Origin of the sequence: Microbacterium sp. NPDC076911 (assembly GCF_040687125.1) — a bacterium.
Taxonomy (GTDB): domain Bacteria; phylum Actinomycetota; class Actinomycetes; order Actinomycetales; family Microbacteriaceae; genus Microbacterium.
Genome location: NZ_JBFBMP010000009.1, coordinates 32298 through 58473 on the forward strand (window position 1 = coordinate 32298; position 26176 = coordinate 58473).

Below are 26176 nucleotides of genomic sequence, written 5' to 3' on the forward strand. Positions count from 1 at the left end.
CTCCCCTGGGGCGCTGCGACACTGCCGCGCATGTTGATGTGAGTGTACTCCGCGGTCCACCAGCAGACACACGGCTATTCTCGATAGCCTTGCTGAGACTGACGTACTGTGAGGTGGCTGCGCTTTGGAGCCCCACGCCTGAGCTCCCCCACGGATAGATGACTAACTCAACTGCTTCTTCGATCGCTGGCCGCACCTTCGCCTGGGTGCTCGGCGGCGTTCTTATCGCCGCTGTCGCCATGACCGCATGGGTTGGCGTTCGCGGTGTGCTCGCCTACAGCCACCTGAGCAATGTGCAGCAAGCGGCTGGTTCAGTCAGCAGCGACCTCAGCGATCCGGCGGCAGCAACGGCCGCGATCGATGACATCTCGGTAGACACGCGTGCCGCTGAGTCGTTGACCTCAGACCCGATTTGGCAGCTCGCCGAGACGCTGCCGTGGGTGGGGCCACAGCTTCACGCCGTGTCGACCGTCGCAGCGGCCGCCAACCAGGTGGTCAACACGTCGCTCACCCCGCTCACTGAGGTCGCATCGTCGTTCGAGCTCGACGGGCTGCGCGCCGAAAACGGCCGCATCGATCTCACCCTGTTTGAGGAGTTGCAGGCACCGGCCACCATCAGCGCGGCCGGCATTTCCGCTGCCTCAGCATCGATCGACAGCATCGACACCGCGCCGCTGCTTACCCCGGTGAGCGAAGCCATCGACCAGGTTGCCGACGTGCTCACCGACGCCGCCGAAGCCACCAGTGCGCTCGCTCGCGCGACCGTGCTGCTTCCCTCCATGCTTGGTGCTGACGAGTCTCGCGACTACCTCGTGTTGTTTCAGAACAACGCCGAATGGCGATCGCTCGGGGGCATCCCGGGGGCGATGGCGCTCATCCACACCGATGACGGAGAGATGACCCTCGCCGGCCAGGAGTCGTCGAGCGACTACCCGAAGTACGAAGAGTCGGTACTGCCCCTCGACGACGATGTCTTGGCGATCTACACCGATCACCCCGGCAAGTGGATTCAGAACGTGACCCAGGTGGCTGACTTCAGCATCTCGGCAGAACTGGCCCGCCAGATGTGGGCCCTCGAACATGATGGCGAAGAAGTCGATGGCGTGATCGCCCTCGATCCCGTGGCACTGTCGTATCTGCTCGAAGCGACCGGACCGATCGACCTTCCCACCGGAGATGTGCTCACGAGCGAGAACGCCGTGCAGTTGCTGCTCAACGACGTCTACCTTCGCTACACCGTGCCAGCCGAACAAGACGCGTTCTTCGCTCTCGCCGCCGCAAGCGTCTTCGAAGCGCTCTCAGACGGAACTTCCGACCCGGTCGAGCTGGTCGCCGCTCTCACCAAAGCGGGCAGCGAAAACCGCCTGCTGATGTGGAGCGCCGTCGAGTCGGAGCAGGCTCTGATCGCTGAAACCACTCTGGCGGGCGGCCTGCCCGTCACCGACGAGACCACCACGAGCTTCGGCGCATACGTCAACGACGGTACGGGGTCGAAGATGGACTACTACCTCGACACCGACGTTGCCGTGCAGTGGGACTCTTGCACCCTCGACGATTCGGGCACCGCCTCAGGCACGGCCACGATGACCCTCACCGTCACCAACAACGCACCAGAGAACGCAGCGGCGTTGCCGAACTACATCACCGGCGGTGGGTCATTCGGGGTTCCAGCCGGAATAGCTCGAACGGTCGGATATCTCTACCTTCCCGAGCACTTCGAATTGATGGATGCTGTCAGCACCGAAGAGAAGGGTTTCGGCGGAGCCAGCCACGACGGCCGTCGCGTGCTCTCCTTCTCCACCGATCTTGCATCGGGTGAATCGTTCACTGCCACCGTGACGGCACGCTCGACGGTGCCGACCGGAGCAGAACTCCTGGTCAGGCAGACTCCCACTATCGGCAACGCGTACTCCGAAGCAGATTTCTGCGCGTAGACTTGCGCGTGTTATGACCACGACATTCGCAACTCGCATCACCCGCCTCTCCGCGGGCGCAATGCTCGCGGCCTCGTTGACTGTCGCGGCGCCTCTGGCCGCGCAAGCCTCGACGATCTACCCTCCCGCTGAATCGTGCACCACGGCCACCGGCACAGTGCAGGCTGGCGGCGGCTTCCAGTTCGGTTGCAACGACGCCACATTCTCACCGAACGAGTCAGTCACCATCACCGTGACCGGCGAGAACGGTGCGGGCGCCACAATCGGCATGGTGCGAACCGCGGTCACCACCGCGAGCGGCCAGGTCACCTCAGACGCCTCTGGTGCACTGCCCGCCGTCACCATCACCTTGCCCACGGACGCCACCGGCATCTACAACATCGCCGCGGTTTCGGCGACGTCGGCTGGCGCGACGGCGAGCGTGACTGTTACCACCGGCACCGATGGCCTTCCCGTCACCGGGTTCGACAGCGGCACCCTCACCGGCCTGTGGATCGGCGGCGGAGCGCTCGTGCTCGCCGGCGCTGCGGTCGGCGTCACCGCTCTTGTCCGCCGTCGCCAGAGCGACGACTGACTCGCGTTCGAGCTATGCGCTCGCGGCCGTGACGACAGGTCTCGCGGGCGACTGAGCGGCGCCTGTTGTGTCGTGCACCCGTGCCGTCACCAGAATCGGCAGGTGATCGCTCAAGCCCTGGGGCAGCGTGCGCACGCGGTCGATCTCGAAACCGATCGAGGTGGCGAAGTCGTAGTGACCGCGGAAGAACTTGTAGCGGGTGTAGGTGCGTGAGTCGCTGAGGTTCAGTTCGTAGCCGTGGTCGCGAATCTTCTGACCCAGATTCTCTTTGAAGACCGGGTAGTTGTAGTCGCCCACCATAAGCGCGGGCAGACCCTCGCCCAGGTGCTGCAGTTCGGTGAGCGCCGTGCGGATCTGGTGCCGGCGCAGCGAGTTCAGCGCGGTGAGCGGGGCAGCGTGGAACGACGCGACGATCACCTCATGGCCGTGGTCGATGTCGTACAGTCTAACGCCGAGGAGACGTTCTTCGGCAGGCTTCAACACCCGGTCGTGCAGCGACTTCTTAAGCGCGAGTGCACGCACGTCGACGGCACGGAAGGTGCTCTCGCGGTAGTAGACCGCGAGCCCGAGTCTGTTTCGCTGGGTGGAATCAGCAAGCTTGAGCCCGTTGATCGTGTCTGGGATGTCGGTGGTGTCCGCCTCTTGGAGGCAGAGCACGTCGGCTTCGTGTTGCTCCACCAGGCGCGGAAGTTCTCCAGCGGCCTGGTGCTTACGCAGGTTGTACGAAATGACCTTCATGGTGGTGCCAGCATATTCCTGTCAGGTGTCGCCGCGGTGACTTATGTCCTACCTCTACGCACACTCATAGAAAACAGCGCGAACTCGACCCCGCTACTGTTCGTCGCTGCGGCGGCGGCGCGTCTGCTCGGCGCGCAGCGCGAGCAGTTCATCGTTCGGATACCCCACCGCCGTGAGCGTGAGACCGCGCGCCGCGAGCACTTTCGTCTCGGGAACCCGCTGCAGCTCATCACGGATCTCGGCAACATCTTCAACATCGAGACGCCCATCCCCCACGGCAGCGCACGCACCCACCAGGGCGCGCACCATCGAGTGGCAGAACGCGTCTGCCTTGACGTTGGCGACCAGAATGCCGTGCTCATCGCGATGCCAGTCGAACTCGAGCAGAGTACGAATCGTCGTCGCACGCTCTTTCGGTCTGCAGTACGCCGCCCAATCGTGCAGGCCGATGAGGCTGCTCGCGGCAGCATCCATCTTCTCGACATCGAGGCTCGAGCGAACGCTCGTTGTGCGCAGCCTCTCCATCGGGTTGTAACCGGCGACACGGTCAGCGATGCGGTACTCGTAGCGGCGCCACACCGCTGAAAAGCGAGCGTCGAAGCCTTCGGGCGCGAGCGAAGTGCGGCGCACCACCACGTCGGGGTAGGCACCGCCCGCACCGGTCAGCCGCGCGGCGAGCGCGCCCACGGCGTAGTCGGTGAGAGTTTCCGCATCCGTGGCGTTCTTCACTCCCCTGCCGCGCACATTGCGCAAGCGCCGTTGCTGGTCTTCGTCAAGGTCGATGTGCGCGACCTGACCGGTCGCGTGCACGCCCGCATCGGTGCGCCCGGCGACCACCAGTCGCGGCTCGCCGCCGAGAACCAACGACAGCGCCGACTCAAGCGTGCCCTGCACCGTGCGAAGCACGGGCTGCACGGCCCAGCCGCGAAAATGCGTGCCGTCGTAGGCGATGTCGAGCCGAATGCGCATCAGACAATCCTACCGAGGAGTGCTCGCTCAGAAGCGGCGGGTGAACACCTGCTCGCGCTCACGCTCGACGAAGCCGAGGCTCGAGTACAGCGAGTTGGCTCCGGTAGGGCTGGCAGTATCGACGTCGAGCTGCGCCTTCTCAAGACCCGCGTCGCGCATCGACGCCAGAGTGCTCGTCAGCACGCGCGGCGCGAGGCCCTGACCGCGGTGGTCGCGCACGACGCCGACGTATTCGATGTAGCCATAGCGCGCTCCGCGGTGCACCCAGTTCGCTTCATTGACGCTGACTAGGCAGAACGCCGCGACGCGGCCATCAACATCGGCGACCGTGCACAGATCGTGGCGGAAGTTGTCGCCGCCCGTGAGCTTGCCCCACGTCTCGCGGCTGTAAGGAACGCTGCCCCAGTGGTCACGGAAGGCGTCGTTGCGCGCGAGGCGCGCCTCGTTGTCACGGTCAGGCGTGAGGGCCTGCAACGTCACGTGCGCGTCAACGTCGAGCTGCTCGACGGGGGCTGAGAGATCACGCTCCATCACGACGAACCATCGCTCGCCGGTGAGGCCGTTCGCCTCGGCGATCTTCTCGGCGCCCGGGTTGCCCTCGTGCACGTACTGTTCGATGACGCCCTCAACCTCAACGTCGACCTCGGCCAGCACCTGCAGGGCACGCGCGTACTGCCATGCGCCGACGATGGCACCGATGCCGCGACGGCGGTACTCGGGAAGCACCGCTCCGCGCAACGAAACCTGCACCTCGACGGTGACATCCTGTTCACGCACAACCGCGCCGACGACGACAATCTGGCCGTCGGCGTTCTCGCCCACGAGCGCATCGTCGGCGCTCACGTGCGGCATATCGAACAGGTCAGCGATCGATCCGCGAGTGGTCACCCAGGTCGGGTGATCGACCTGATCGGCCGCGGCCACCACCGCGTGAATCGCGTCGATATCGCCACGATTGGGGGCTCGCCACACCGCGATTGCGTCGTGTGGGGTGACAGAAGCGGTTTCAGGCGCACTAATGCGGTCAGACAGCTGCGATGACATTACTCCAGGCTATGCCGCGGCGCCCGTTCGGTGCGAGTTCGCGGGCTATTCGAAGGTGAAGTGCGGGTTGGTCACCGTAGAATTGATCACGCCATTTGATCGCGTTTCGCGCTCCGCTGCCACCACTGAAAGCTCCATGCCTACTCACGCGCCTGCGCAATCCCCGACTCGGTTCGCCGGGCTCGATGGGCTGCGGGCGATCGCGGTGATTCTGGTGGTGGTGTACCACCTGTTTCCACCGAACGCACTGCCTGGCGGGTTCATCGGTGTCGATGTTTTCTTCGTGATCAGCGGATTCCTCATCACCAGCCTGTTGCTGCGAGAACATTCGCGCAACGGCAAAATCGCCCTCGTGCCGTTCTGGCAGCGCCGAGCGCGACGCCTGTTGCCCGCACTCGCGGTCGTGGTCACCGTCTGTTCGACCCTCGCGTGGATGGTCGGCGGCGACGTGCTCACCCGCCTCGGCGCACAGGTGCTCGGCGCTGCCACCTTCAGCTACAACTGGATATCGCTTGCCGGCGACAGCGGATACTTCGCAGCATCCACCCCCGAACTTTTCCGCAACTTCTGGTCGCTCGCCGTGGAAGAGCAGTTCTATTTGCTCTGGCCGCTCGTGCTGCCGTTGTTCTTGCTGCTGCCACGCACATGGGCGCGCGTGGGCATGGCGCTCGTGTTGGCGAGCGCATCAGCGGTGTGGATGGGCGTCGTCGTCTCGTCGGGAGCGGGCGAACTCACCCGCGCCTACTTCGGCACCGACACGCACGCATTCGGTCTGCTGATCGGGATCGCCGCCGCATTCGCCATGGCGCAGTTAAGGCACGTGGATGCTGCCTGGCCCCGCTCGACGTGGGCTTTGGGCGTGACCTCGGCGGCTGGCGTCGTGGGGCTGGCGGGCATCATCGCGCTGGCGATGATGGCACCGACGGAAGATGTCGTGACATTCCCCGGAGCACTGCTCGCGGCGAGTCTGTGCAGCGTCGCTGTGGTGATTGCTGGCTCATGGCCGCGTTCGTGGCTGGGCCCGCAGCTCGACGTCGCGCCGCTGCGGTGGATCGGTGCGCGCTCGTATGGCATTTACCTGTGGCACTGGCCGCTGCTCGTGTTGGCCGTCGCCGCGGCGCAGGGCACCGGGCTCAACGCCGGCGTGCCGCTATGGGTCAGCATCTGGGTGCTGGGCGTCACGCTGGTCGTATCGGCACTGTCTTACCGCTACATCGAGATGCCGATTCGGGTGCTCGGTTTTCGCGGGTCGTTGGCACGACTGCGCCACGCGTTCCGCACCAGTTCACGTTCGCGCATGCGGGCGCTCGGCGCCACGGCGGCGGTATTCGTCGCGCTTGGTGGCACCTCGGCGGCGATCGCAGCCGCGCCGCAGGGCTCGAGCGCTGAGGAATACGTGCAGGCCGGCGCTGCCGCGCTGAAGGCCGCAGAGGATGCTGCCGCGGAGCCGTCGGGTTCCGGTGCCACGGAGGATGACTCTGGTGGTACTGGTGGGGGTTCCGGGGCTGGGGGGCCTGGTGGCGACGGCGGGTCTGGTGGTGGTACTGGGTCTGGTGGCGACGGTGGTGCTGGGTCCGACGGCGGGGCTGGTGCTGGTGACGGTGCTGGTGACGGTGCTGGTGCTGGTGCTGGTGGTGCTGGGTCTGACGGTGGGGCTGGTGCTGGGTCTGACGGTGGGGCTGGTGCTGGGTCTGACAGTGGTGCTGGGTCTGACGGTGTCGCTGGCGACGACGACGGTAGCGACAGCGCGGACGCGACCGGCGATACGACAGGATCTGACGACGCGGGCACGAACGGTACGGAGCTCGACGCTCCTTCCGGCGACGGTGGCGACAGCGTGGCGGCGGACGGCGATGTGCCAGCGAGCGCAGCGACGCGCAACGCTGACGCCGAAAGCGCAGCGCCAGATGGGGCCGGTTCCTCCGGTGCTGATGGTGGCCCGCGGAACGACGGGACCCTCCGGAGTGCGATGGGCCCGTCTGGGTCGTCCGCGCCAGCACCGGGCCCGACGGGAGCGATGCCCGATGCGTCGGAGCGCATGGCGCAATCCGGTGTGCGGGTAGCGACAGAGACCGCGAGCTCGACGTTGGATGCTCGATCCGCTGGCGCGGCGAGCTCTGCAGTGTCGGGAGTGGCAGCATCCCCCACCACACCATCTGATCCCGCTGCGCCGGTGATCGACGGCGCAAACGTCACGGCAGTCGGCGACTCGGTCATGCTGGCGTCGGCTCCCGCACTGCTGGAGCGGTTGCCGGGCATCGACATTGACGCCGCGGTGTCGCGGTCGACGTGGGCGGGGCCGGGCATTCTGCAAAAGTTGGCCAAGCAACACGAGTTGCGCGATTACGTGGTGCTCGCGCTCGGCACCAATGGCCCCATTGATGCCGGTTCGCTCGACGAGATGCTCGATATTGCGGGGCCCGATCGCCACGTGATTCTCGTGAATGCGTTTGCTCCGCGGGACTGGATTGCGGGCGTCAACGCCGACCTCGACAAGGTCGCGAAGGATCGCCCGAACGTGCTGGTCGCCGACTGGTCCAGTGCAATTGAAAACAAGACGGCGATGTTGGCGGGCGACCAGATTCACCCCGGTGAACCCGGGGGCCGGGTTTTCGCCGACACGGTGGCCGAAGTCATCGAGCAGGTCGAGGCCGAGCGCCTCGCCCGCGTCGAGGCTCAGCGTGATTTTCAGGTGCGCATCACGACGTGGCTCGCCGGCGATACGCCTTACGTCGGCCCGGCACCTGCCCCGGTGCCGCTCTCGCGCGCCCCCCTGGGCTAGCCCGCCCGCGCTCGCCAGCGCTCGCGCGCCCTCGCGCTGGCCCTCGCGAAATCGCCGAAACGAGCATCCGTGCACGAAACAGGGCGCACCGCACCTCGTTTCGCGCACGCGCTCAGGTCTCGGCGCCCTGATCGCTGCGCGCCCGTGCACGCGTCACGCATGTGCGCGAGCACGCGGCTCGCGCACCAACCTCGAAACATGTTCTCGTGCGCGAAACAGGGCGCACCGCACCATGTTTCGCGCACAACGCCAGGTCTCGGCGCGTCAATACTGATCGGTTCGCCGAAGGCCCCGCACTCCGGAGGGAATGCGGGGCCTTCGTCAATACGGGGCCTTCGTCAACACGGGCCCGGTGTGCTGGGTCAGCTGTGCGATACGGCGCGGCGGCGCAGCCACAACACCGCAGCACCGATGCCCGCGGCGAACAGCGCCAGAACGCTGAGTGCGACCATAGGCGCAGCCTCTGAGCCTGTGACGGCAAGCGCGCCGTCGGCAACCGCAGTCACCGTAATCGGCGCCGATGCCTCAAGCCCCGACTCGCTCGTCAGCACGATCTGGTGCGCTCCCGCCACAGTGTCGGCAGGAATAGTCACCGACAACTCGATCGTCCCGCTCGCGCTCGCGGTCGCCGTCGCGAGGGTCACCGGCGTCGAGTGCAGCTCAACTGACACCGACTCGTTGACTGCGAAGCCTTCGCCCGACACTGTGAGAGAGCCACCGGCAGCGACCGTCGATGCCGAGATCGCTACCGTCGCGACACTGTCAGCACCGTCGTCCGTGCCGCCATCGGTGCCACCGTCGGTTCCGCCATCGGTGCCGCCATCAGTGCCACCATCGGTTCCGCCATCAGTGCCACCATCGGTTCCGCCATCAGTGCCACCGTCGGTTTCGTCTGCCAGACGTCCAAGCTCGAAGCGGTCGATGATCCACGGGTCCACCTCGGGAGTGCGCACGTCATAGGCGTACGAGACGACCTCGTTGGCGCCGGTGTCGAGCATCGCGAAGACGGCAAGGTCATTGCTTTGCACGAAGGGTTGCGGCGTCCCATCGTCGGTGGTGAACGGTGCAACATTCGGCACGACCGCTTCGAGACCGCCAGGGTTTCCTTGCGACAGGTAGTTTGACGCATCCCACGGCTCAGGCGGCAGTGGACGAGTGCGGCCGCTTAGCTCGTGGTAGGCGCCGTATGAGTTACCGGTGTTCGAGGTCTCCAGATAGTTCACGCCGTTCTCAGAGACGAAACGGTTCCACAGGTGCGAGTGGCCGTTGTGCACGAGGTCAACGCCGGCGCCTTCCATCAACGGACTCAGATCGTTGAGAAGCATGTTGTTTTCGGTCGGGTACTCGTAGCGCACGCCGACGACTTCGCCTGCGTCGTTCGTCTCTTCGATGCGCACCGGGTCCGCGAACTGAGGCATCACGTTATCGCCGAGTCCCTGCGGGCTCTCGTGAAGCATCACAATGCGGAACCGAGCGTCAACGTATTCGTCACTGGCAAGTTCGTCGGCGAGCCAGTCATACTGCTCCGAACCCACAGCCAACGACTCGAACACGTGCTCGCCATAGCCCTGCGCAAGGGGATCGTCGAGGCTAGCCGCGCTCTCTTGGTATCGCGAGCTCGAAGTGCGCACCTCGGGGTCTGCCTGTGCGGTCGTGCCCCGCCAGATTCGTGTCGAGTACAGCGAGATCAGGCGAATGTCGCCGAACGACACCGCGTAGTAAGTTTCGCCACCCGTGGAGTCTTCTGGAAGCGTGAACACCTCTTCATACGATGTCGTGCTGAACGAGTTGTCTTCGATCCACTGGGCTTTCACCTCGGCATCGCCAGCCGGATTGACCTCGGCGGCGACCTTGTCGTACTCAGCCTCGGCGACCGCAACCGGTACCGGAGAGTTGAAGCTGCTGCCGATACTTGTCATGCCGTCGATGCGGCCTTGCACTTCGTGGTTTCCCACGGCCGGGTACAGGGGGGCGTTCTGCACGATCTCGCCGCCGTAGTACTCCTGCACACCGTTGTTGTCGAAGCGACCGCCGTTGCCCTGCAGCGCTGCGAAGAATGCACTGCCGCGGGTGTCATCGAACCACTCGGATGCGCGGTCGGGGTGGTTCACCAGGTCGCCAGCGAGGAACACTGCGTCGATGTCGCCGATCGTCTTCGCGGCCATCTGCAAGTTGGCGGCAGTGTTCGCCATCGCCTGGTGGTCGCTGGTCAACAGCACGCGCAGATCGTCTCCGGACTGAGGGGCAGGTGCGAGGCTGAAGGTGCCAGACACCGCCATATCGGCACCGTCAACCGAGACAACGCGGTATGCCACTGTCTCACCCGGGGTCAGCCCCGTGACGTGCGCCTCGTGGCGCCACACATCGCGAGCAACGATGCCGTCCTCGGCAACCGGCGCGTCAACGAGACGCGATGAGCTGTCTTCAGCCATGCGCGAGTACGCGGCCGTTGTCGCGGCAAACACAGTCACGTTGGGGAACACGGTGCCCGTCGCTGCGGATCGCGCCTCGGCGTCAGTGAGCGCTGCGACGCCATCGCCAATCAAGGTGACGTTGGCCGTTCCGGCGTACTCCGTATTCCACACGACGTATACGTCATCTGCGCCGGGCAGTTGCAAGAAGGGGTCGCTGAGCAGCGGCAAGGTTCCGCTGCTGTCAGTGGATGCTGCCGCGGCGGCGAACGCTGTCGGAGCCGTCACCGCAGAAGCCGGCAGAAGAGGGAGCGCAAGAGTCGCGCAGACGACGACGCCAGTGGCGGCCATCGCGAAGCGCGTGCGATTTCGAGGCATTTGGGGAAACCTTCATGTCAGGCGCGCGCACGCCGTATCCGGCCGCACACACGTCGGGGGATGTCGGACTCTTACCCTCGCGAGCGCGCCCTGCGTTCAGGTGGCTCCTAGCTGAACGATAGGTTTCACCTATGTAGACACTTGCCGCGACCCCCGCTCCCCCTCAACGCGACCTCAGCTCACGTCGCCGCGAAGCGAGCGCGCGTCACGTCAAACAAGCTCACGTCACGGCGCAACAAGCTTTCGTCACGGCAAACGAACTCACGTCACGGCGAACAAGCTTTCGTGCACGAAACAAGGTGCACCACGACATGCCGCGCGCACCAGCCCTAGCCTCGCCGACAGTGAGACCGCAGCCGGCCGGGCGACACCCACCGCACCCGCACACCGACGACGCGCACAGCCGCACCGTAACGGCCAGCAGGCTTTCGCCACGTCGAAACAAGCTTTCGTGCGCGAAGCAAGGTGCACCACGACATGTCTCGCGCACCAGCCCTCGTCTCGCCGACAGTGAGACCGCAGCCGGCCGGGCGAGGCCCGCCGCACCCGCACACCGGCGTCGCGCACATCCGCCCGCGACCCGCACCCGCACCCGCACCCGCGACCCGCACCCGCGCGCGCACACCCCTACCGCTCAGAACTCGCGGGTCAACGCCTGCTCGCGTTCGGTGGCTTCGAAGCCTAGACGTTCGTACAGGGCGTTGGCGCCGGTCGGGCTGTCGGTGTCGACGTCGAGCACCGCCTTCTCGAGCCCCGCTGCCCGAATCGCGGCCAGGGTGCGCGCGATCACTCGCGGGGCAAGCCCTTTGCCACGATGGTCACGCACCACTCCAATGAGGTCGATGTACGAGTTGCTCGCACCGAGCGTCACCCAGTCTTCTTCGTTCACCGATGCCAGACAGAACGCCACAATGCGGCCGTCGGCTATCGCGAGAGTCGATAGGTCTGGCCGAATGAACGGGCCTCCGACGAACTGCATCCACCGTTCGGGCTGTGAAGGCAGACTCCCCCAGTGATCACGAAACGCGTCATTGCGTGCCAGACGCGCCTCTTCGGCACGTTCGGCACTGTATGCGACGAACTCGAAGCCGTCGCGCACCTCTAGCTCTGGAATCTCAATCGACATGTCGCGCACCATGCTCGTAAACCACCGCGCTGTCTGCAGCCCGTAGCGCTCGGCGATGACCACGGCACCACTACCCGCACCGGCATACATGTCGATCTCGCCGGGCAACGTGGTGTCGATCGACACGAGGTGCTCGAGCGCACGCGCGTGCTGCCACTTGGCGAGTGCGGCCCCGATACCCCGGCGACGCCAGTCAGGATGCACGGCCCCCGTCATATAGACCTTCACACGCTCAGATGAATCGGGATGCCGCAGGGTCGTCCCCAGCGCAATCACCGCACCATCGTCACCGAGCCCGACAACCATGTCGCGTTGGGGGTCAATCTCGGGCAGGTCGAACGAGTCGGCAATGTCTTCGCGCGGCGTTGTCCACGAGGGGTGATCCACCAGATCTGCCGCACGCTGTGCGTGGTGCATCGCGTCAATATCGTCGACGGTCGCATGCCGCCACAGCGCTACGTCGGCATGCGAGGGCAACTGCGGGCCCGGGACATCGCCGAATATCGCTCTCACACGATCCGCAAGAGATTCACCGGGCACAGGCACCTCATCCGCTTCCCCTGAAGCAGCACCCCCCGAGACAGCACCGCTCGAGACAGCACCCCCCGAGGCAGCATCCATCGACTCAGTCACAGCATCACCCTACGCGCGAGATGCGCCTGCGCTCTAGCACTCTTAACGCAAACGAGACCCGCGGCTCCCGAAGGAGCACGCGGGTCTCGCGGTGCAAGGTTGGTCGAGCAATGGATGCTGCGACCTGCCGGGCGGAACCCGGCGACCGATTACTCGGCCTTCTCCTCTGCAGGAGCTTCAACAGCGTCCTCGGCTGCAGCCTCAGCGGCTTCGCCTTCTGCCTGCGACTCGGCGCCAGCTTCGGCGGCGGTCTCGTCAGCAGCGGCCTCTTCTTCGACAACCTCTTCAGCAGGAGCCTCGTCAGCTGCCTTAGCGGCGGCCTTCTTGGCTGACTTCTTCGGGGTTACCGGCTCGAGGACGAGCTCGATGACAGCCATAGGAGCGTTGTCGCCCTTACGGTTGCCGACCTTGGTGATGCGGGTGTAGCCGCCCTCACGCTCGGCGACGAGCGGTGCGATCTCGGTGAAGAGAACGTGCACCACTTCTTTGTCACCGATGACCGACAGCACGCGACGGCGTGCGTGAAGGTCGCCGCGCTTGGCGAACGTGATCAGACGCTCAGCGTAGGGACGAAGGCGCTTGGCCTTGGTCTCAGTCGTCTTGATCGACTTGTGGGTGAAGAGCGCTGCGGCAAGGTTCGCCAGCATCAAACGCTCGTGTGCGGGGCCGCCTCCGAGGCGGGGACCCTTAGTGGGCTTAGGCATTGTCAATTACTCCAGTGTGAAGGTCGATTCGGGGTCGCGCCGGGCTTCAAGCCGGTGCGAACATCGGACACAGCTCAGACGGTGGTCTCGTCTTCGTATCCGCCGTAGAAGTGTGCACCGTCGAACCCGGGAACCGAGTCCTTCAGCGAGAGGCCGAGCGAGATGAGCTTGTCGCGCACCTCGTCAACCGACTTCTGACCGAAGTTGCGGATGTTCATGAGCTGCGTCTCCGAAAGGGCGACGAGCTCCGAAACGGTGTTGATGCCCTCGCGCTTGAGGCAGTTGTACGAACGCACCGACAGATCGAGGTCTTCGATCGGCATCGACAGTTCGTTCGAGAGAACAGCTTCGACCGGCGCGGGGCCGATCTCAATGCCCTCAGCCTCGACGTTGAGCTCGCGAGCAAGGCCGAAGAGTTCGGTCAGCGTGCGACCAGCCGACGCGACTGCGTCGCGAGGGTCGATCGATGCCTTCGACTCAACGTCAAGCACGAGCTTGTCGAAGTCAGTGCGCTCACCGGCACGAGTTGCCTCGACACGGTAGGTGACCTTGAGCACGGGCGAGTAGATCGAGTCGATCGGAATCTGACCGACCTCTGCGTACTCGTTGCGGTTCTGGGTCGCCGATACGTAGCCACGGCCACGCTCGATGGTGAGCTCAAGCTCGAACTTCGCGGTGTCGTTGAGCGTTGCGATAACGAGCTCGGGGTTGTGAACCTCGACACCCGCCGGAGCGGAGATGTCGGCGGCCGTAACCTCGCCAGCACCGGTCTTACGAAGGTAAGCGGTGATGGGCTCATCGCGCTCGCTCGACACAACGAGCTGCTTGATGTTCAAGATGATTTCGGTGACGTCTTCTTTAACACCGGGAATGGTGCTGAACTCGTGGAGAACGCCGTCGATACGAATCGACGTCACTGCTGCACCGGGAATCGATGAAAGCAGGCTGCGACGCAGTGCGTTTCCGATCGTGTAGCCGAAGCCAGGCTCCAGCGGCTCGATGATGAAGCGACTGCGGAACTCCCCGATCTTCTCCTCGGTAAGAGTGGGACGCTGTGCAATGAGCACTATGTGTTCCTTTCGATCACGTGACCGCTATATGACACGTGCGGTGAATGAGGTGTTGAGTTTTATTCTTGGGATGCTGCGGAGCACCATCCCGGTAAACCTGCTGTAGCCGAGCCCACCTCAAAAGCTGAGGGGGCCCGGCAGCAAAATTCAGACGCGGCGACGCTTCGGCGGGCGGCAGCCGTTGTGAGCCTGAGGCGTGACGTCGTTGATCGAGCCGACCTCGAGGCCTGCGGCCTGAAGCGAGCGGATCGCGGTCTCGCGGCCTGAGCCGGGTCCCTTGACGAAAACGTCGACCTTCTTGACACCGTGCTCCTGAGCCTGGCGTGCTGCCGACTCGGCAGCCATACCGGCGGCGTACGGGGTCGACTTGCGCGAGCCCTTGAAGCCCACGCCACCCGAAGATGCCCAGCTGATGACTGCGCCCGAGGGGTCGGTGATCGAAACGATCGTGTTGTTGAACGTCGACTTGATGTGGGCCTGGCCCAATGCGATGTTCTTCTTTTCCTTGCGACGCGGCTTGCGCGCTGCGGTCTTGGCCTGTGCCATGTTCGTAGTCTCCTAAATCCGTGACGCCGGCGGTGGCCTAGCGCGCCTTCTTCTTGCCGGCGACGGTGCGCTTCGGACCCTTGCGGGTACGTGCGTTCGTCTTGGTACGCTGACCGCGTACGGGGAGACCGCGACGGTGGCGGATTCCCTCGTATGAACCGATCTCGACCTTGCGGCGGATGTCGGCGGCAACCTCACGGCGAAGGTCACCCTCTACCTTGTAAGTGCCTTCGATGAAGTCACGAAGCTGAACGAGCTGCTCGTCGCTCAGGTCCTTGACACGGATGTTCTCGTCGATACCCGTAGCGGCGAGAATCTCGTCCGAGCGGGTACGGCCGACACCGTAGATGTACGTAAGGGCGATCACCACGCGCTTGTCGCGCGGGATGTCAACGCCGGCAAGACGTGCCATGCGAATCTCCTAGGAGTTGGTGGAGGTGTGGAGCAGAGTCGGTGCCCGGGCCTCCAGCCCGAGGTGTCCCCCGCTTTCGCGGGTTCTGACGCTGCCGTTTCGTGTGAAGTTGTAAAACTGTGAGTTGTGAAACTCAGCCCTGGCGCTGCTTGTGACGCGGGTTCGACTTGCAGATAACCATCACGCGGCCGTGGCGGCGGATGACCTTGCAGTGGTCACACATGGGCTTGACTGAGGGGTTGACCTTCATGGTTCTTTCCTTATCGCTGTCTTCGTGCTGCGCGCAGGCATAGCCCGGCACACAGCCGTTACTTCTCGACCGGACTAGCGGTAGCGGTAGACGATGCGACCACGGGTGAGGTCGTAGGGGCTAAGCTCCACAACCACGCGGTCTTCGGGGATGATGCGGATGTAGTTCTGCCGCATCTTGCCTGAGATCGTTGCGAGAACCTTGTGCCCGTTGCTGAGCTCAACGCGGAACATCGCGTTGGGCAGAGCTTCGGAGATCACGCCTTCGATCTCGATGACGCCGTCTTTCTTCGCCATATACTCGCTATCGCTTCAGCAGACCGGTCGGTCTGCGGTGAATGGGGGTTTTGGTGCCTCGACACGCCAATGAAGGCGCAACGCACCAAGGAGCAATCATAGGTGATATGTGCCCTCGCGGCAACTCGGGCGTGTCGCACGCCCGAGTTGCGCTCGCGCTAGTTGAACAGCGATGCCAGGTCGTCGGGTGCCGGCAGCTCGGAGTTTGAGAGCGCTACGCCGTTGACGGCGACGGTCGGGGTTCCGATGCCGGTCGATCCGGGCTGAATCGGGGTCAGCTCGGTGATCTCGCCGACGTACTTCGTGTACGTGCCGTCGTCGACGCACGAATCGATTCCGGTCACTCCCACGAGTTCTGCGAGCGACAGCATGTCAGCATCCGTGAGCCCTGTGGTTCCCTCAGCGGGCTGGTTCGCAAACATCGCCTGCATGAACGGCAGCGCCGCTTCGGAATCGGCGACCGCGACGCAGTACATTGCGTTGGCGGCGCGGGTCGAGAAGTCGGTGCCCTGCGATGCGCGGTCGAGGATCGAGATCGGGTGGATGCCCAGGGTTGCCGTGCCATCATCAACGAGCGTTTCGATCGACGGGCCATAGCTCAATTCGAACTGACCGCAGATCGGGCACATGAAGTCGACGTACGTGTCCAGACGGTTCTCTGCGTCACCCACGAGGATCGCACCGGTCTCGGTCTCGATGTTCGCGGCGACGGGCTGTTCTCCGGGCGCGCCGGCCTGGTTGTTCATGGCAACGACCAGCCATGCCAGCAGGCCAACGGCGATCAGGATGCCCACGCTGATCCAGATCGCGAACCAGTTTGTCTTTCGTGCTTTCTTGGCCACCGTTACTCCTTGTGATTGCTATGCGATCGGTTGGGGAGTGATGCCGAACGGTGCGAGACCGGCCGCTCCCCCGTCGGGCGCCGTGAGCACCCAGATGCCATCATCGTGCAGCGCGATGCTGTGTTCCCAGTGAGCACCGGCTGTGCCGTCGACCGTCGAAACGGTCCAGTCGTCATCTTCGATGAGCGTCTCTTGATCACCGATGACGACCATCGGCTCGATCGCGAGCACCAGACCGGGGCGAACCTCGGCGCCCGGGTCGCTCACGCGATAGTTGAACACCGACGGCGACTCGTGCATCTTGCGGCCAATGCCGTGACCGACATAGTCGCGCAGAATGCCGTACCCTCCTTCGGGCGCGTTCGCTTCGATGTAGTCCTGAATGGCGGCGCCGATGTCGGCGATATAGCCCGCAGACGCCATGGCGGCAATGCCGGCCCAGAGTGACCCCTGAGTCACATCAGAGAGCAGTTGGCGCTCAGCGACGACCTCGGGCCGTGCCGCATCGGGAATCACGATCGAGAATGCCGAGTCGCCATTCCAGCCTTTGAATTCGGCGCCAGCGTCGACCGACAGAATGTCGCCGGGCTCAAGCACGCGGTCACCGGGAATGCCGTGAACAACCTGCTCGTTCACCGAGGCGCAGATTGAGTGGCGGTAGCCGCGCACCATCTGGAAGTTCGACTTCGCCCCACGCCCAGTGATGATGGCGGATGCTGCCGCATCCAATTCAAGAGTTGTCACCCCGGGAGCAGCCAACGATCGCGCGGCGGCGAGAGCAGCCGCGGTGATCAGGCCCGGTTCCACCATCGCCCGCATCTGCGCGGGGGTCTTGTAGATGGATCGTCGAAACGCCACTGAAAATCAGACGCCAGCGGTGCGCGTGAGACCGCGCGCTTCGAGAGCAGCAATGATGCGCGCCGCGATCTCGTCAAGCGAGCCCACACCATCGATCGAGTCAACGATGCCCCGGGCGTGGTAGACGCCGAGGATTGGCGCGGTTTCGCGCTCGTAGATGGCGAGTCGGTTCGCGATGACCTCTTCGGTGTCGTCGGTACGACCCTGCTCCTGTGCGCGCAGCGTCAGCCGAGCGATGCTCTCTTCGCGGGGCACACTCAGCTCGATCACGGCGTCAAGCGACTCGTCACGACCCTCGAGAAACTCGTCGAGGTGTGCGACCTGGCCGACGTTGCGAGGGTAACCGTCGAGCAAGAAGCCGCCCGAAGCATCCGTCTGCGAAAGACGATCGCGAACGACCGCGCTGGTGACCTCGTCGGGAACCAGGTCACCGGCCTCGATGATCGACTTGACCTGCTGGCCCAGTTCGGAATCGCCCGAAACCGCGGCGCGGAACATGTCGCCGGTCGAGATAGCGGGAACACCGAACGCTTCGGCGATGCGCACACCCTGCGTGCCCTTGCCAGAGCCCTGTGGGCCAACGATCAGAAGACGGGTCATCGGAGCAGCCCTTCGTAGTGGCGTTGCTGGAGTTGAGCGTCGATCTGCTTCACGGTCTCAAGACCGACACCGACGATGATGAGGATCGATGCGCCACCGAACGGGAAGTTCTGGTTGGCACCCACCGTCACGAGTGCGATGAGCGGGATGAGCGCGATCAGACCGAGGTAGATCGAGCCCGGGAGCGTGATGCGGGTAAGCACGTAGTCGAGGTACTCGGCGGTCGGTCGACCGGCTCGGATGCCGGGAATGAACCCCCCGTACTTCTTCATGTTGTCTGCAACCTCGACCGGGTTGAACGTGATGGCGACGTAGAAGTACGTGAAGCCCACGATCAAGAAGAAGTACAGCGCCATGTAGAACGGGTGGTCTCCCGTGACGAGGTAAAGCTGGATCCATGCGACCCACGCCGGCACTTCTTCGCCAGCCTGCGGCTGGTTGAACTGCGCGATGAGAGCGGGGATGTACAACAGCGACGAGGCGAAGATGACGGGCACCACACCGGCCATGTTGACCTTGATCGGAATGTACGTGTTGGTGCCGCCATAGGTGCGGCGGCCAACCATGCGCTTGGCATACTGCACCGGAACACGACGCTGCGACTGTTCAACGAACACGACCAGCGCGATCACCACGACACCGACGGCCAGCACGAGGAGGAAGACCTCGAAGCCGCGCGTCTGCCAGATGGCCCAGAGCGACGACGGGAACGACGCAGCAATCGAGGTGAAGATCAACAGCGACATGCCGTTGCCGATACCGCGCTCGGTGACGAGCTCGGCGAACCACATGATGAGGCCGGTGCCGGCGGTCAGCGTGATGATCATGAGCAGCTGTGCCCACCACACGTCATTGGTGAGAAGCTGCTCGCACTCGGGAATGCCGGTGACACCGAACAGCTGTCCGCTGCGGGCTACCGTGACCAGCGTCGTCGACTGCAGCAGCGCGAGAGCGATCGTCAGGTAGCGGGTGTACTGGGTGAGCTTGGCCTGACCCGCCTGCCCCTCCTTGTGGAGGGTCTCAAAGTGCGGGATGACCACGCGAAGAAGCTGCGTGATAATCGTCGCCGTAATGTACGGCATGACACCGAGGGCGAAGATCGACAGCTGCAGCAGCGCGCCACCTGAGAAGAGGTTGACGAGCGAGAGCAGTCCGTCTGTACCTGCCGACTGATCGAGGCAAGACTGCACGTTCGGAAAGTCCACGAACGGTGCTGGCACGTGTGCGCCGAGACGGTACAAGGCGATAATCGCCAACGTAAAACCGATCTTCCGACGTAGATCGGGTGTGCGGAAGACCCGCGCAATGGCGCTGAACAAAAGGATTCCTCCAAGAAGGGATGCCGGTCGCGCAAACGACGACCAGCATTCAGGGTAACCCAATGGGGGCCGGAGCATTGCTCCGGCCCCCATTGTGAGTGCTACTTGACGGTACCGCCAGCGGCGACGATCTTCTGCTCGGCAGAACCCGAGACCTTGTCGACCGACACTTCCAGCTTCACCGAGATGTCGCCGGTGCCAAGCACCTTGACCTTCTCGTTTTTGCGAACCGCACCCTTGGCGACCAGGTCGCTGATGGTGACAGAGCCACCACTCGGGTAGAGCTCCGCCAGCTTTTCCAGGTTTACAACCTGGTACTCGACGCGGAACGGGTTCTTGAAGCCGCGGAGCTTCGGGGTGCGCATGTGCAGAGGCATCTGCCCACCCTCGAAGCCTGCCTTGACCTGGTAACGAGCCTTCTGACCCTTGGTACCACGGCCTGCCGTCTTGCCCTTCGAGCCCTCACCGCGGCCGACACGGGTCTTCGCCGTGTTCGAGCCCGGTACGGGACGCAGGTGGTGAACCTTCAGCACACCGGGGCGCGATGCCGGAGCATCTGCCTTCGGAGCAGCCTTCTTCTTCGCGGGAGCCTTCTTAGCAGCCGCTGCCGGAGCAGCGTCAGCCTTTGCAGGCGCCTTCTTCGCGGGAGCCTTCTTAGCAGGAGCCTTCTTAGCCTCTGCCTCGACGGCTTCGTTCTTCTCAGCCTTGTCAGCCATTAGTCGATCTCCTCAACCTTGACGAGGTGCGCGACGGTGTTGACGTAACCGCGCGTCTGCGCGTCGTCGGGACGAACGACGGAGTCGTTGATCCGCTTCAAACCGAGCGAACGCAGCGTGTCACGCTGGTTCTGCTTCTCGCTTACCTTGGACTTGATCTGTGTGACCTTGAGACGCGCGGCCATCAGGCACCTACCTTCGCAGCGGCCGCGGCGTCAGCCTCGGCACGGACGAGACGCGCAGGAGCGACCTGGTCGAACTCAAGGCCACGACGAGCGGCAACCGCACGAGGCTCCTCAAGCTGCTTCAGGGCCGCGACCGTCGCGTGGACGATGTTGATCGTGTTCGATGAACCGAGCGACTTCGACAGCACGTCGTGAATACCAGCGCACTCAAGCACGGCACGCACGGGACCACCGGCGATAACACCGGTACCACCCGACGCGGGGCGCAAGAGCACCACACCGGCAGCTGCTTCACCCTGGACGGGGTGAGGAATGGTCACACCGACGCGGGGAACGCGGAAGAAGTTGCGCTTGGCCTCTTCAACACCCTTGGCAATTGCCAGGGGAACTTCGCGTGCCTTGCCGTAACCAACGCCGACGAGACCGTTACCGTCACCGACGACGACGAGTGCGGTGAAGCTGAAGCGACGACCACCCTTGACGACCTTCGACACACGGTTGATCGTGACGACACGCTCCAGGAACTGGCTCTTGTCGTCGCGACCGCCACGGTCACGCTGGTTCTGGTTGCGCTCACGGCCACCGCGACGCGGCTCGCGCTCACGCTCGGCCGGTGCCTCGGCAACAGCCGTGGCCTCAGCGGCGGCGGGTGCTTCAGCGGCGGCAGTTTTTTCCTGCTCGGTCACTTCGGACTCCACCTTGTTGTTGTTCGTTGCTTCGCTCACAGGTTCAGACCTCCCTCGCGGGCGCCGTCGGCGATTGCCGCGACACGTCCCGCGTAGCGGTTGCCACCGCGGTCGAAAACGGCGTCAGAGACGCCAGCAGCCTTGGCACGCTCGGCGACGAGTTCGCCAACCTTGCGAGCCTTGGCGGTCTTGTCGCCCTCGAAATCACGAAGATCGGCTTCGAGCGTCGACGCCGAGGCCACGGTGTGACCCTGGCTGTCGTCTACGAGCTGCACGAATACGTGACGCGATGAACGGTTTACGACCAGGCGGGGACGCACGGCGGTGCCGACGACCTTCTTGCGAAGGCGGGCGTGGCGACGCGAACGTGCGACTGACTTCGACTTCACAGCCATGATTACTTACCAGCCTTTCCGGCCTTGCGCCGGACAACTTCGCCGGCGTAGCGCACACCCTTGCCCTTGTAGGGCTCAGGCTTGCGGATCTTACGGATGTTGGCAGCTGCCTCACCGACGGCCTGCTTGTCGATGCCGCTCACGGTGAGCTTGTTGTTGCCTTCGACCGTGAGGGTGATGCCTGCGGGCGGCTCGATCAGCACGGGGTGCGAGAAGCCAAGAGCGAACTCAACCGAGCTGCCCTTCTGAGCAACACGGTAACCCGTACCAACAACCTCGAGGCCCTTGGTGTAACCCTGGGTGACGCCGATGATGTTGTTGTTGATGAGCGTGCGGGTCAAGCCGTGCAGCGAACGCGATTCGCGCTCGTCATCGGGGCGAGAGACAACGATCTGTCCCTCTTCGAGCTTGACACGGATGGGGTTCGAAACGGTGAGACTCAGCTCACCCTTCGGGCCCTTTACTACGACATCCTGGCCTTCGACCTCGATGGTCACGCCGGCGGGAATGTCGATGGGAAGACGTCCAATACGCGACATATTAGGTCACCAAACGTAGGCGAGGACTTCCCCACCTACACCTTTCTGCTCGGCCTGACGGTCAGTGAGAAGACCGGAGGAGGTGGAAAGGATGGCGACGCCGAGGCCACCGAGAACCGTGGGGATCTCGTTCGACTTCGCGTATACACGGAGGCCGGGCTTGGAGACGCGCTTGATGCCGGCAATCGACCGCTCGCGGTTCGGACCGTACTTGAGCGTCAGCGTGAGAGTCTGGCCGACGCGTGCGTCACTGGTCTCCCAGCTACCGATGTAGCCCTCGCGCTCGAGGATTTCTGCAATGTGAGTCTTGAGCTTGGAGCTCGGCAACGACACAGATTCGTGGTGCGCCGAGTTCGCGTTGCGCAGACGGGTCAGCATATCTGCGACCGGGTCTGTCATTGTCATGTGGATTGTTTCCTTTGTTCACCAGGTTTCGCCGCCTGTTTCGCAGACGTCGACCTGTGGTGGGGTGGTCCCTCACCGCGCCTGAACGCGGTGAGGGACCGGGGTATGACTAGGCCTGTGCGTCCTCGGAGCGGAACGGGAAGCCGAGGTGACGCAGAAGTGCGCGGCCCTCGTCATCCGTCTTCGCCGACGTCACGATCGTGATGTCGAATCCGCGGACACGGTCGATCTTGTCCTGGTCGATCTCGTGGAACACTGACTGCTCCTGAAGACCGAAGGTGTAGTTTCCGGTGCCGTCGAACTGCTTGCCCGAGAGGCCGCGGAAGTCGCGGATACGGGGCAGAGCGAGGTTGACGAGACGGTCAACGAATTCCCACGCACGGTCACCACGGAGGGTGACGTGTGCGCCGATGGCCTGACCTTCACGCAGCTTGAACTGTGCGATGGACTTGCGAGCCTTCGTGACAACCGGCTTCTGACCGGTGATCTTGGTGAGGTCTTCGACCGCACCATCGATCACCTTGGAGTCGCGAGCTGCCTCGCCGACGCCGGTGTTAACGACTACCTTGACCAGGCCAGGAATCTGCATGACGTTCGTGTAACCGAACTCTTCCTGCATTGCCTGCTGAATCTCGGACTTGTACTTCTGCTTCAGGCGCGGCTGGATCTTGCCAGCCGGCGCGGCAGCGGTGGTGGTCATCAGAGGTCCTTACCTGACGTCTTTGCGTAGCGAACCCGAACGGTGCGCTTTACGCCGTCCTTCGTCTGCTCCTCGACGCGGTGGCCGACGCGGGTCGGCTTCTTGGTCGAGGGGTCTACGACTGCGACGTTGGAAATGTGGATCGGGGCTTCCATCGTTTCGATGCCGCCCGTCTTGGTGCCTCGCTGGGACTGGCCCACGCGGTTGTGCTTGGTGACGTAGTTGACGCCCTCCACAATCACGCGGTTCTGGTCGATCAAGACATCCAGGACTTTGCCCTGCTTGCCTCGGTCGCCGCCCTTGTCCTGCTTCTTACCGGTGATGACCTGAACCAGGTCGCCCTTTTTGATGTTCGCCATGATCAAATGACCTCCGGGGCGAGCGAGACGATCTTCATGAACTTCTTGTCACGAAGCTCGCGACCGACCGGTCCGAAGATGCGGGTGCCGCGAGGCTCCCCGTCGGTCTTCAGGATGACGGCGGCGTTCTCGTCGAACTTGATATAGGAGCCGTCGGGACGACGGGTCTCTTTAACGGTACGGACGACAACCGCCTTCACGACGTCGCCCTTCTTGACGTTTCCGCCCGGAATTGCGTCCTTGACCGTTGCGACGATGATGTCTCCAATGCCGGCGTACCGACGCTGCGAGCCACCAAGCACACGGATCGTGAGCAAGACCTTGGCGCCGGTGTTATCGGCAACCTTGATGCGGGATTCCTGCTGAATCACTTGTTACTCCTTGGGTTCCAAGTAAGCCGAGGGCCTACTTGGCCTTCTCGAGGATCTCGACCAGACGCCAGCGCTTCGTGGCGCTGAGCGGACGGGTCTCGTTGATCAGGACGAGGTCACCGATGCCGGCCGAGTTGGCCTCATCGTGAACCTTGACCTTCGAGGTGCGGCGGATGACCTTGCCGTAAAGCGGGTGCTTCACGCGGTCTTCGACCTCAACAACGATGGTCTTGTCCATCTTGTCGCTGGTGACGAAACCACGACGCGACTTGCGGTAGCCACGAGCTGCAGCATCGCGCACGTCGTGCTCGCTGCTCTCGTGACCTGCCGCAACGACCGTGGGGGTCTCGACCTCGGCTGCCTTAGCAGCGGCAGGCTTCTTGGCCGCAGCCTTCTTGGCAGGGGCCTTTTTCTCAGTGGTCTCAGCCATTACTCGGCCTCTTCCTTCACGGCCTTGTCAGCGGCATCCGCCTTCTTGGCCTTCGTCTTCTTCGCCTTCGTCGCAACCTCAACAGGAGCGGGCGTGGCACGAATGCCAAGCTCGCGCTCGTGGATCACGGTGTAGAGCCGCGCGATGTCGCGCTTGACCGCACGAATGCGACCGTGGCTCTCGAGCTGGCCGGTGGCCGACTGGAAGCGCAGGTTGAACAGCTCTTCCTTGGCCTTGCGCAGCTCCTCAACGAGGCGCTGGTCTTCGAACGTATCGAGCTCGCTCGGTGCGAGCGTCTTGGTGCCGATCGCCATTACGCGTCGCCCTCCTCGCGCTTGATGATGCGTGCCTTAAGGGGCAGCTTGTGAATTGCACGGGTCAGAGCCTCGCGAGCGAGTGTCTCATCGACGCCAGCGACCTCGAAGAGAACGCGACCCGGCTTGACGTTTGCGACCCACCATTCCGGCGAACCCTTACCGGAACCCATGCGGGTTTCAGCAGGCTTCTTGGTAAGCGGACGGTCGGGGTAGATGTTGATCCACACCTTTCCACCACGCTTGATGTGACGCGTCATCGCGATACGAGCGGACTCGATCTGACGGTTGGTCACGTATGCCGGGGTGAGGGCCTGGATACCGTACTCACCAAAGCTGACCTTGGTGCCACCAGATGCCTGGCCGGAACGGCCGGGGTGGTGCTGCTTGCGGTACTTGACCTTACGGGGAATAAGCATCAGGCTGACGCTCCTTCTGCGACGGGGGCCTCGGTGCGAGGGGCGCGACGACGGTCGCCACCGCGGTCATCGCGACCACGGGGTGCCTTCGGAGCGTTTGCCTGCTCGCGAGCGAGTTCCTTGTTGGTGAGGTCGCCCTTGTAGATCCAAACCTTCACGCCAATGCGGCCGAAGGTGGTCTTTGCCTCGTAGAAGCCGTAGTCGATGTTCGCACGAAGCGTGTGCAGGGGCACACGGCCTTCGCGGTAGAACTCCGAACGGCTCATCTCGGCGCCGCCGAGGCGGCCGGAGACCTGAATACGAATACCCTTGGCGCCAGCGCGCTGAGCGCCCTGCAGGCCCTTGCGCATTGCGCGACGGAAGGCGACACGAGCAGAAAGCTGCTCGGCGATTCCCTGTGCAACGAGCTGTGCGTCAGCCTCGGGGTTCTTCACCTCGAGGATGTTCAGCTGGATCTGCTTGCCCGAGAGCTTCTCGAGGTCAGCGCGGATGCGCTCAGCCTCGGCGCCACGGCGACCGATCACGATGCCCGGGCGGGCGGTGTGAATGTCGACGCGAACGCGGTCACGGGTGCGCTCGATTTCGATGTTGCTGACGCCGGCTCGGTCGAGCTGGGTCTGCAGCAGCTTGCGGATCTTGATGTCCTCAGCTACGTAGTCTGCGTAACGCTGACCCGGCTTCGTCGAGTCCGAGAACCAACGCGACACGTGGTCGGTGGTGATTCCCAGGCGGAAGCCGTACGGGTTTACCTTCTGGCCCATTACTTGCTCGCCTTCTTGGTCTGGACGGGGGCTGCTTCAGCAACCTCGGGGGTCGAAAGCACAACCGTGATGTGGCTGGTGCGCTTCTTGATCTGGAAGGCGCGACCCTGTGCACGGGGGCGGAAACGCTTGAGCGTCGTGCCCTCGTCTACGTATGCGTTAGCAATGTAGAGGTCTGCCTCAGCGAGGTACTCGCCGTCCTTGTCTGCCTTGACGCGAGCGTTCGCGATAGCAGCTTCGACCAGCTTGTAAATCGGCTCACTCGCGGACTGGGGAGCGAACTTCAGGATGGCCAAGGCCTCCTGAGCCTGCTTGCCCTTTACGAGCGCAACGACACGACGAGCCTTCTGAGGGGTCACGCGGATGTGTCGCACGCGTGCGATGGACTCCACCATTTCTCTCTCCTCTAT

The 26176-nt window shown here is 63.8% G+C and carries 32 protein-coding genes; 3 read left to right on the forward strand and 29 right to left on the reverse strand.

The window, feature by feature from the left end; genetic code table 11:
- Positions 1 to 158: 158 nt before the first annotated feature.
- The gene (locus tag AB0O81_RS13225; protein WP_363585028.1) at positions 159 to 1934 is read left to right on the forward strand and encodes a DUF4012 domain-containing protein; all 1776 of its coding nucleotides are present in this window, start codon (positions 159 to 161) and stop codon (positions 1932 to 1934) included.
- Positions 1935 to 1947: 13 nt separating this feature from the next.
- Positions 1948 to 2508 carry a cell wall protein gene (locus tag AB0O81_RS13230; protein WP_363585030.1) on the forward strand — a complete coding sequence of 187 codons (561 nt, stop codon included), beginning with the start codon at positions 1948 to 1950 and terminating at the stop codon, positions 2506 to 2508.
- A 12-nt stretch (positions 2509 to 2520) separates the two neighbouring features.
- Here AB0O81_RS13230 and AB0O81_RS13235 read toward each other — a convergent pair whose 3' ends face one another.
- From AB0O81_RS13235 to AB0O81_RS13245, 3 genes are all read right to left on the reverse strand, one after another.
- Positions 2521 to 3246 carry an endonuclease/exonuclease/phosphatase family protein gene (locus AB0O81_RS13235; protein WP_363585032.1) on the reverse strand — a complete coding sequence of 242 codons (726 nt, stop codon included), beginning with the start codon at positions 3244 to 3246 and terminating at the stop codon, positions 2521 to 2523.
- 93 nt (positions 3247 to 3339) lie between these two features.
- Positions 3340 to 4215 carry a tRNA pseudouridine(38-40) synthase TruA gene (truA, locus tag AB0O81_RS13240; RefSeq protein WP_363585034.1) on the reverse strand — a complete coding sequence of 292 codons (876 nt, stop codon included), beginning with the start codon at positions 4213 to 4215 and terminating at the stop codon, positions 3340 to 3342.
- A gap of 27 nt (positions 4216 to 4242) precedes the next feature.
- Positions 4243 to 5259: a GNAT family N-acetyltransferase gene (locus tag AB0O81_RS13245; protein WP_363585036.1), complete on the reverse strand. Its 1017-nt coding sequence runs from the start codon at positions 5257 to 5259 to the stop codon at positions 4243 to 4245.
- Between the two features lie 136 nt (positions 5260 to 5395).
- On the opposite strand from AB0O81_RS13245, the gene AB0O81_RS13250 reads away from it, so the two are divergent.
- Positions 5396 to 8041, forward strand: a complete 2646-nt coding sequence (locus AB0O81_RS13250) for an acyltransferase family protein (RefSeq protein ID WP_363585038.1) — start codon at positions 5396 to 5398, stop codon at positions 8039 to 8041.
- A gap of 362 nt (positions 8042 to 8403) precedes the next feature.
- On the opposite strand, the gene AB0O81_RS13255 is transcribed toward AB0O81_RS13250, so the two are convergent.
- From AB0O81_RS13255 to rplV, 26 genes are all read right to left on the reverse strand, one after another.
- Entirely contained in the window at positions 8404 to 10830 is a 2427-nt protein-coding gene (locus AB0O81_RS13255) for a metallophosphoesterase (RefSeq protein WP_363585040.1), read from the reverse strand.
- Between the two features lie 634 nt (positions 10831 to 11464).
- The gene (locus AB0O81_RS13260; protein WP_363585042.1) at positions 11465 to 12589 is read right to left on the reverse strand and encodes a GNAT family N-acetyltransferase; all 1125 of its coding nucleotides are present in this window, start codon (positions 12587 to 12589) and stop codon (positions 11465 to 11467) included.
- A 149-nt stretch (positions 12590 to 12738) separates the two neighbouring features.
- Entirely contained in the window at positions 12739 to 13293 is a 555-nt protein-coding gene (rplQ, locus tag AB0O81_RS13265) for a 50S ribosomal protein L17 (protein ID WP_363585044.1), read from the reverse strand.
- A gap of 74 nt (positions 13294 to 13367) precedes the next feature.
- Positions 13368 to 14360 (reverse strand): DNA-directed RNA polymerase subunit alpha, encoded by a 993-nt coding sequence (locus AB0O81_RS13270; protein ID WP_337339030.1) that lies wholly within the window; start codon positions 14358 to 14360, stop codon positions 13368 to 13370.
- 150 nt (positions 14361 to 14510) lie between these two features.
- Positions 14511 to 14909: a 30S ribosomal protein S11 gene (gene rpsK, locus AB0O81_RS13275; protein ID WP_363585046.1), complete on the reverse strand. Its 399-nt coding sequence runs from the start codon at positions 14907 to 14909 to the stop codon at positions 14511 to 14513.
- A gap of 37 nt (positions 14910 to 14946) precedes the next feature.
- The gene (gene rpsM / locus AB0O81_RS13280; RefSeq protein ID WP_337339028.1) at positions 14947 to 15321 is read right to left on the reverse strand and encodes a 30S ribosomal protein S13; all 375 of its coding nucleotides are present in this window, start codon (positions 15319 to 15321) and stop codon (positions 14947 to 14949) included.
- A gap of 133 nt (positions 15322 to 15454) precedes the next feature.
- The gene (rpmJ, locus tag AB0O81_RS13285; protein WP_033106073.1) at positions 15455 to 15571 is read right to left on the reverse strand and encodes a 50S ribosomal protein L36; all 117 of its coding nucleotides are present in this window, start codon (positions 15569 to 15571) and stop codon (positions 15455 to 15457) included.
- 74 nt (positions 15572 to 15645) lie between these two features.
- Positions 15646 to 15867, reverse strand: coding sequence for a translation initiation factor IF-1 (gene infA, locus AB0O81_RS13290; RefSeq protein WP_017201569.1), 222 nt, complete (start codon positions 15865 to 15867; stop codon positions 15646 to 15648).
- Between the two features lie 158 nt (positions 15868 to 16025).
- The gene (locus AB0O81_RS13295) at positions 16026 to 16709 is read right to left on the reverse strand and encodes a thioredoxin domain-containing protein (RefSeq protein WP_363585049.1); all 684 of its coding nucleotides are present in this window, start codon (positions 16707 to 16709) and stop codon (positions 16026 to 16028) included.
- An 18-nt stretch (positions 16710 to 16727) separates the two neighbouring features.
- Positions 16728 to 17567, reverse strand: a complete 840-nt coding sequence (gene map / locus AB0O81_RS13300) for a type I methionyl aminopeptidase (RefSeq protein WP_363585051.1) — start codon at positions 17565 to 17567, stop codon at positions 16728 to 16730.
- Positions 17568 to 17573: 6 nt separating this feature from the next.
- Positions 17574 to 18167 (reverse strand): adenylate kinase, encoded by a 594-nt coding sequence (locus tag AB0O81_RS13305; protein ID WP_363585053.1) that lies wholly within the window; start codon positions 18165 to 18167, stop codon positions 17574 to 17576.
- The gene (gene secY / locus AB0O81_RS13310; protein WP_337339024.1) at positions 18164 to 19486 is read right to left on the reverse strand and encodes a preprotein translocase subunit SecY; all 1323 of its coding nucleotides are present in this window, start codon (positions 19484 to 19486) and stop codon (positions 18164 to 18166) included. The genes AB0O81_RS13305 and secY overlap by 4 nt, the downstream gene beginning before the upstream one ends.
- 101 nt (positions 19487 to 19587) lie before the next feature.
- Positions 19588 to 20202 (reverse strand): 50S ribosomal protein L15, encoded by a 615-nt coding sequence (gene rplO, locus AB0O81_RS13315; protein ID WP_363585055.1) that lies wholly within the window; start codon positions 20200 to 20202, stop codon positions 19588 to 19590.
- The gene (gene rpmD, locus AB0O81_RS13320) at positions 20202 to 20387 is read right to left on the reverse strand and encodes a 50S ribosomal protein L30 (protein ID WP_363585057.1); all 186 of its coding nucleotides are present in this window, start codon (positions 20385 to 20387) and stop codon (positions 20202 to 20204) included. Before rpmD ends, rplO begins: the two co-directional genes overlap by 1 nt.
- A complete protein-coding gene (rpsE, locus tag AB0O81_RS13325; RefSeq protein ID WP_337339021.1) occupies positions 20387 to 21112 on the reverse strand; it encodes a 30S ribosomal protein S5 in 726 nt (241 codons plus the stop codon). The genes rpmD and rpsE overlap by 1 nt, the downstream gene beginning before the upstream one ends.
- The gene (gene rplR / locus AB0O81_RS13330) at positions 21109 to 21468 is read right to left on the reverse strand and encodes a 50S ribosomal protein L18 (protein ID WP_363585059.1); all 360 of its coding nucleotides are present in this window, start codon (positions 21466 to 21468) and stop codon (positions 21109 to 21111) included. Before rplR ends, rpsE begins: the two co-directional genes overlap by 4 nt.
- Before the next feature lie 2 nt (positions 21469 to 21470).
- Positions 21471 to 22007 (reverse strand): 50S ribosomal protein L6, encoded by a 537-nt coding sequence (rplF, locus tag AB0O81_RS13335; RefSeq protein ID WP_363585061.1) that lies wholly within the window; start codon positions 22005 to 22007, stop codon positions 21471 to 21473.
- Positions 22008 to 22013: 6 nt separating this feature from the next.
- Positions 22014 to 22412 (reverse strand): 30S ribosomal protein S8, encoded by a 399-nt coding sequence (rpsH, locus tag AB0O81_RS13340; RefSeq protein ID WP_337339018.1) that lies wholly within the window; start codon positions 22410 to 22412, stop codon positions 22014 to 22016.
- Positions 22413 to 22521: 109 nt separating this feature from the next.
- Positions 22522 to 23112: a 50S ribosomal protein L5 gene (rplE, locus tag AB0O81_RS13345; RefSeq protein WP_337339017.1), complete on the reverse strand. Its 591-nt coding sequence runs from the start codon at positions 23110 to 23112 to the stop codon at positions 22522 to 22524.
- A complete protein-coding gene (gene rplX, locus AB0O81_RS13350) occupies positions 23112 to 23471 on the reverse strand; it encodes a 50S ribosomal protein L24 (RefSeq protein WP_363585064.1) in 360 nt (119 codons plus the stop codon). The genes rplE and rplX overlap by 1 nt, the downstream gene beginning before the upstream one ends.
- A 2-nt stretch (positions 23472 to 23473) precedes the next feature.
- The gene (rplN, locus tag AB0O81_RS13355; RefSeq protein WP_337339015.1) at positions 23474 to 23842 is read right to left on the reverse strand and encodes a 50S ribosomal protein L14; all 369 of its coding nucleotides are present in this window, start codon (positions 23840 to 23842) and stop codon (positions 23474 to 23476) included.
- A gap of 34 nt (positions 23843 to 23876) precedes the next feature.
- Entirely contained in the window at positions 23877 to 24143 is a 267-nt protein-coding gene (gene rpsQ / locus AB0O81_RS13360; RefSeq protein ID WP_363585080.1) for a 30S ribosomal protein S17, read from the reverse strand.
- Between the two features lie 128 nt (positions 24144 to 24271).
- Positions 24272 to 24586 (reverse strand): 50S ribosomal protein L29, encoded by a 315-nt coding sequence (gene rpmC, locus AB0O81_RS13365; RefSeq protein WP_337339014.1) that lies wholly within the window; start codon positions 24584 to 24586, stop codon positions 24272 to 24274.
- Positions 24586 to 25005: a 50S ribosomal protein L16 gene (gene rplP / locus AB0O81_RS13370; protein WP_363585067.1), complete on the reverse strand. Its 420-nt coding sequence runs from the start codon at positions 25003 to 25005 to the stop codon at positions 24586 to 24588. Before rplP ends, rpmC begins: the two co-directional genes overlap by 1 nt.
- Positions 25005 to 25766, reverse strand: a complete 762-nt coding sequence (rpsC, locus tag AB0O81_RS13375) for a 30S ribosomal protein S3 (protein WP_337339013.1) — start codon at positions 25764 to 25766, stop codon at positions 25005 to 25007. The genes rplP and rpsC overlap by 1 nt, the downstream gene beginning before the upstream one ends.
- The gene (gene rplV / locus AB0O81_RS13380; RefSeq protein ID WP_337339012.1) at positions 25766 to 26161 is read right to left on the reverse strand and encodes a 50S ribosomal protein L22; all 396 of its coding nucleotides are present in this window, start codon (positions 26159 to 26161) and stop codon (positions 25766 to 25768) included. The genes rpsC and rplV overlap by 1 nt, the downstream gene beginning before the upstream one ends.
- Positions 26162 to 26176 lie beyond the last annotated feature (15 nt).